Source organism: Pseudomonas sp. (assembly GCF_026224925.1).
Taxonomy (GTDB): Bacteria; Pseudomonadota; Gammaproteobacteria; order Pseudomonadales; family Pseudomonadaceae; genus Aquipseudomonas.
The window spans coordinates 1-5,102 of the sequence record NZ_JAMFRV010000164.1 but is presented as its reverse complement, the minus strand read 5'-3'; the positions used below and the strand labels follow the sequence as shown (position 1 = coordinate 5,102).

4 protein-coding genes and 1 pseudogene are annotated in these 5,102 nt (G+C 56.8%); all 5 read left to right on the top strand.

The window, feature by feature from the left end; genetic code table 11:
• Positions 1-761: response regulator (locus tag M0974_RS07020; protein WP_297834517.1), on the top strand; the 761-nt coding region annotated here is incomplete at its 5' end.
• 223 nt (positions 762-984) lie between these two features.
• On the top strand, positions 985-1,500 hold the full coding sequence (gene fabA / locus M0974_RS07015; protein WP_297834514.1) for a 3-hydroxyacyl-[acyl-carrier-protein] dehydratase FabA: 516 nt from the start codon (positions 985-987) through the stop codon (positions 1,498-1,500).
• Between the two features lie 10 nt (positions 1,501-1,510).
• Positions 1,511-2,731: a beta-ketoacyl-ACP synthase I gene (gene fabB / locus M0974_RS07010; protein ID WP_297834511.1), complete on the top strand. Its 1,221-nt coding sequence runs from the start codon at positions 1,511-1,513 to the stop codon at positions 2,729-2,731.
• A gap of 336 nt (positions 2,732-3,067) precedes the next feature.
• Positions 3,068-4,192, top strand: a complete 1,125-nt coding sequence (locus tag M0974_RS07005) for a substrate-binding domain-containing protein (protein ID WP_297834521.1) — start codon at positions 3,068-3,070, stop codon at positions 4,190-4,192.
• A pseudogene (locus tag M0974_RS07000) lies at positions 4,180-5,102 on the top strand (hypothetical protein); the annotation flags it as partial. The gene M0974_RS07005 and the pseudogene M0974_RS07000, both read left to right, overlap by 13 nt.

The following is a 5,102-nucleotide window of genomic DNA, read 5'->3' as shown; positions in this document are numbered from 1 at the left end:
TCGGCAATGCGATGAAATTCACCGAGCTGGGTAGCGTCCAGGTTGAAACCCAGTGGCAACCGCTGGACCATGAATTGATCTGGTTTACCTGCATCGTTCGCGACAGCGGCATTGGTATTTCTGCCGAGCGTCTTGAGCTTATGTTCAATGCGTTTCAGCAAGCCGACAGTTCTATCTCACGGCGTTACGGTGGCACTGGATTGGGCCTACCTATCGCACGCACGCTAGCAGAGCGCATGGGCGGGACACTGCGCGCTAAAAGTGAGGAAGGTATAGGCTCGGTCTTTACCCTGGAAATACCGTTGACGTTATACAAACACAAGACACCTGAAAAAATAACGCCCGCCGTTGTTGAAAATGACGATGGCAGAAATCAGCAGGTCCTACTTGTCGAAGACAATCCGGTCAACCAGACCGTTATCGAAGCCATGCTGCGCAGCCTCGGCTTCAAAGTCAGTGTGGCGAGCGATGGTGCCCAGGCTGTACGGGCGGTAGAAGCCAATAATTTTGCGGCTATTCTGATGGATTGCCGACTGCCGGTAATCGACGGTTACGAAGCCACGCGACAAATACGCCAATTACCGGCACGTGCTCAGGTGCCGATTATCGCCCTGACCGCCAACGCGTTACACGGCGATCGGGAGCGTTGCCTGCAGGCAGGAATGAGTGATTATTTGGCCAAGCCGTTCAAACGTACTGATTTACAGCAAGTTCTTCAGCATTGGCTGCCCCTTCCGACACCTGCGACTGGCGATAAATGATAAATTACGGCAGTCTTGATGGCCAAATCAGCAGTAAAAGCTGCTTGGATTATGATTTCAGTGCACAAGTGTGCTTTCATTCCGCTTGTGCTGTGACTTTCACTACAACGCAATAGTCTATGAGTAGGCTGACGGCTGAGATCTGGCGCGTCATCCGGCCAGGACTGGTTATTCGGGGCACGTAACGCCCCACCCTGCCGCACAGGATTATTGAGGAGCTCGCATGACCCAACAAAACGCCTATACCCGGGAAGACCTGCTGCGCTGCAGTCGCGGCGAGCTGTTTGGCCCAGGTAATGCGCAACTGCCCGCCCCGAACATGCTGATGGTGGATCGCATCACCCATATCAGCAAAGAGGGTGGCAAGTACGGCAAAGGTGAATTGGTCGCCGAGCTGGACATCAATCCCGACCTGTGGTTTTTCGCCTGTCACTTCGAGGGTGACCCGGTCATGCCTGGTTGCCTGGGTCTCGATGCCATGTGGCAGCTCGTTGGCTTTTACCTCGGCTGGCAGGGTAACCCTGGCCGTGGTCGCGCACTGGGCTCTGGCGAAGTGAAGTTTTTCGGCCAGGTACTGCCTACCGCGAAGAAGATCACCTATAACATCCAGATCAAACGCACCATGAAAGGCAAACTGGTCCTGGCAATTGCCGACGGTACCGTGAGCGTTGATGGTCGCGAAATCTACAGCGCCGAAGGCCTTCGGGTCGGCCTGTTCACTTCCACTGAAAATTTCTAAGGGTATCCGCATGCGCCGCGTCGTTATCACTGGTCTGGGCATTGTTTCCTGCTTGGGCAATGACAAAGACACCGTTTCCGCCAACTTGCGTGCAAGCCGCCCTGGCATCCGTTTTAATCCGGAATATGCCGAAATGGGTCTGCGCAGCCAGGTTTCCGGCTCCATTGACCTCAACCTCGAAGAACTGATCGATCGCAAGATCTATCGCTTCGTTGGCCACGCCGCAGCGTATGCGTACCTGGCCATGAAAGACGCTATTGCCGACTCAGGCCTGAGCGATGATCAAGTGTCCAACCCCCGCACTGGCCTGGTTGCCGGCAGCGGTGGCGCATCGACGCTGAACCAGATGGAAGCGCTGGATATCCTGCGCGAAAAAGGCGTCAAGCGCGTCGGTCCATACCGCGTTACGCGGACCATGGGCAGCACCGTTTCCGCGTGTCTGGCAACCCCGTTCAAGATCAAGGGTCTGAACTACTCCATCTCTTCCGCCTGCGCGACCAGTGCTCACTGCATCGGCACCGCCATGGAACAGATCCAGATGGGTAAACAAGACATCGTTTTCGCCGGTGGTGGCGAAGAAGAACATTGGAGCCAGTCGTTCCTGTTCGACGCCATGGGCGCCTTGTCGACCCAGTACAACGAAACCCCGGAAAAAGCCTCCCGTGCCTACGATGCCAAACGTGACGGTTTCGTCATCGCTGGTGGCGGCGGCATGGTGGTGGTTGAAGAGCTGGAACATGCACTGGCGCGCGGCGCGAAAATCTATGCCGAAATCGTCGGCTACGGTGCAACGTCCGATGGCTACGACATGGTCGCGCCAAGTGGCGAAGGCGCCATCCGCTGCATGCAGATGGCAATGTCTACCATTGAAGGGCCGATTGATTACATCAACACCCACGGTACTTCTACGCCGGTAGGCGATGCGAAAGAGATGGAAGGCGTGCGTGAAGTCTTCGGCACTAACGCCCCAGTCATCAGCTCTACCAAAAGCCTGTCTGGTCACTCCTTGGGCGCCGCCGGCGTGCATGAAGCGATCTACTGCCTGCTGATGATGGAAGGCAACTTCATTGCCGGCTCCGCCAACATCGACGAGCTGGACCCGGTTGTCGCAGACATGCCAATCCTGACCAAGACCCGTGAAAACGCGAAGATCGATCAGGTCATGAGCAACAGCTTTGGTTTCGGTGGCACTAACGCCACGTTGGTGCTGAAACGTTGGACGGGTAAGTAATACGCGCTTGTAAACCTAGAATAAAAACGGCGCCTTCAGGCGCCGTTTTTATTAGGGGAAGACCACCTTGTAAAACGCCTTAATGTGGTCAAGGATATAACCAACCTTCGGCCCTTTCCGGCCCCCACTCTTTCTCGTGGCACCGGAAACGAAGTACATGCACTCTGCCCCAAGGGCCTGATGACAGAACACTGATGCATCCCAAGGGATTTCAGCGGTACTGGCTTTTCATCGAAAAAGGATGTCATGGAAGAATATATTCGTGATTGCAGCGGTGCGACCCCGGTCATAGGAGAAAGACGCCTCGGTCGTCCGAAGCGCTCTGGCGTGGCCGTGATAATTTCAATTTCTGTGTTTCTCCTCTTTGCGGCAGATCCTGGGTATGGCGAGGAGTTGTTGCGCTCGCCCAATCCGCTAGACGCTGAACAGGCCATCGCGTTCGTCACGCAAGCCCAGGAAGTAGTTGCCACGGCGACTCTAAAAACGCCCCCCTGGAATGGCCCTGAATCCGGCCCTGGCGCCCCGCCCGGCAAAGTCATTGCCTTCGTCACCGAAGACCTTCGCAACGGTGGAATCATCGCCGTCGCGCAAGGCGCACGCGAGGCTGCTGTGGTCATGCGCTGGACGCTCAAGGTGTTCGACGCCGATGGGACATCGGCCGGGCGAGCGAAGGCGATGGCCGATGCGCTGGCGGCCAAACCAGACGGCATCGTGATATGCGGTTCCGACGCCATTGAAAATAACCCGGCGCTGACTGCCTTCAGCCGTCGGGGCATACCAGTTGTGGGTTGGCATGCCGGAGCACAACCCGGCCCGATCCCGGGTACCCCCGTTGCCATGAACGTCACCAGCCAACCCATAAAAACCGCCCAACTTGCCGCCATGGCCGCAGTGGCACAATCCGATGGACACGCAGGCGTGGTGATCCTGACAGACAGCAGGTACAGCATCGCGATGGCGAAGGCCAAGGCCATGGAGGACATCATTCGCGCCTGCAAAGGCTGTACGCTGCTTGAGGTGCGTGATGTCGCCATTTCGCAAGCCAGCGAGCAAATGCCGGCGATCGCCAGGCAACTGCTGCTACAACATGGCGAGCGCTGGACGCATGCGCTGGCTATCAACGATATCTATTTTGACTACGCCATCGCCGCCCTGACTAATGCAGGAGTCGCTGCCGACAAACTCAGCCTGATTTCGGCAGGAGATGGCAGTGCATCGGCATTTTTGCGTATCCAGGCCAAAACCTACCAGACCGCTACCGTGGCCGAGCCACTGAATCTGCAAGGTTGGCAGGTGATGGACGAACTGAATCGTCTGATCGCCGGGCAGCCCGTTAGCGGATTCGTGATGCCTACCCATCTGGTCAATGCTAACAATGCCAGTTTAGAAGGGGGCGATAGCTTTCAGTACGACCCTGACAATGGCTACAGGGACAGGTACCGCGCCCTATGGAAACGCTGACAGAGGTATCGCCGTCCCAGCCAGCATCCGCTTTTCAGCGACTGTTGCCGCAGTCGTTGCGCGCTCAGTTCATGCTGGTTGTGCTCGTGCTGGCGACATTGATATTGGCCGGCGGCGCCACTGCGGTGTATGCCTTGCGCAACGCGAACACAGCCACCCGTCAACTGGCGCAAGAGCGCCTGGTGCACTTGCAAGCGCGACAAGACGTTCTGCAAGACACCTTGCTGATAGAGCGTCAAACCGACGAATTGTTAACCACCACCTCGTTCGATACCCTGCGGTCGACCTATGCCACGATGGTCGGGCAACTGGGGGCAATCGACCGCTCGGTGGCGCAACTGACGACTACTGAAAACGGCCTCTCAACGCTGGATCTTTACCAATCGAGCCAACTCTTCCGTAATACGGCCAATGTTGTTGCGCAGTTGCGTGAGGGCACCCTGCAGACCGAACTTGCGTTCGATCTTGAGCTGAAGGATCGCACCACCCGGCTCAAACAAAGCAACAGCCAAGGCAACATGGCGTTGGCGGTCCTGCTCTACGACTTACAGACCGCAAATGAGCCCGCGGCCGTGCAATTGCTGCGGACGTCCTTTATTAAGAAAGCCGACGCCGTGAGTGAACTGCCTGATGGCATACGCAGCGATCTTGCCAAGCTTAAATCCCAGCAACCGGAGGCCATCGACCCGGACGCAAGGGATGTTTTCTCCTTGCGCCTGAAAATCATCAACCAACGCCACGTCCTCCAACGCTTCTATCAAGCTCTGAAAACACAGGCCAGCGCACAGGCACAAGCAGCCCGCGAGCAATCCGAGGCGTCCATGCAAGACTACCGTGAAGCCATGCAAGCGCTGGTAGACGCCTCTAACCAAAGTCAGCGCTGGGTCTTGATCATTCTCGGTGGCAGCGT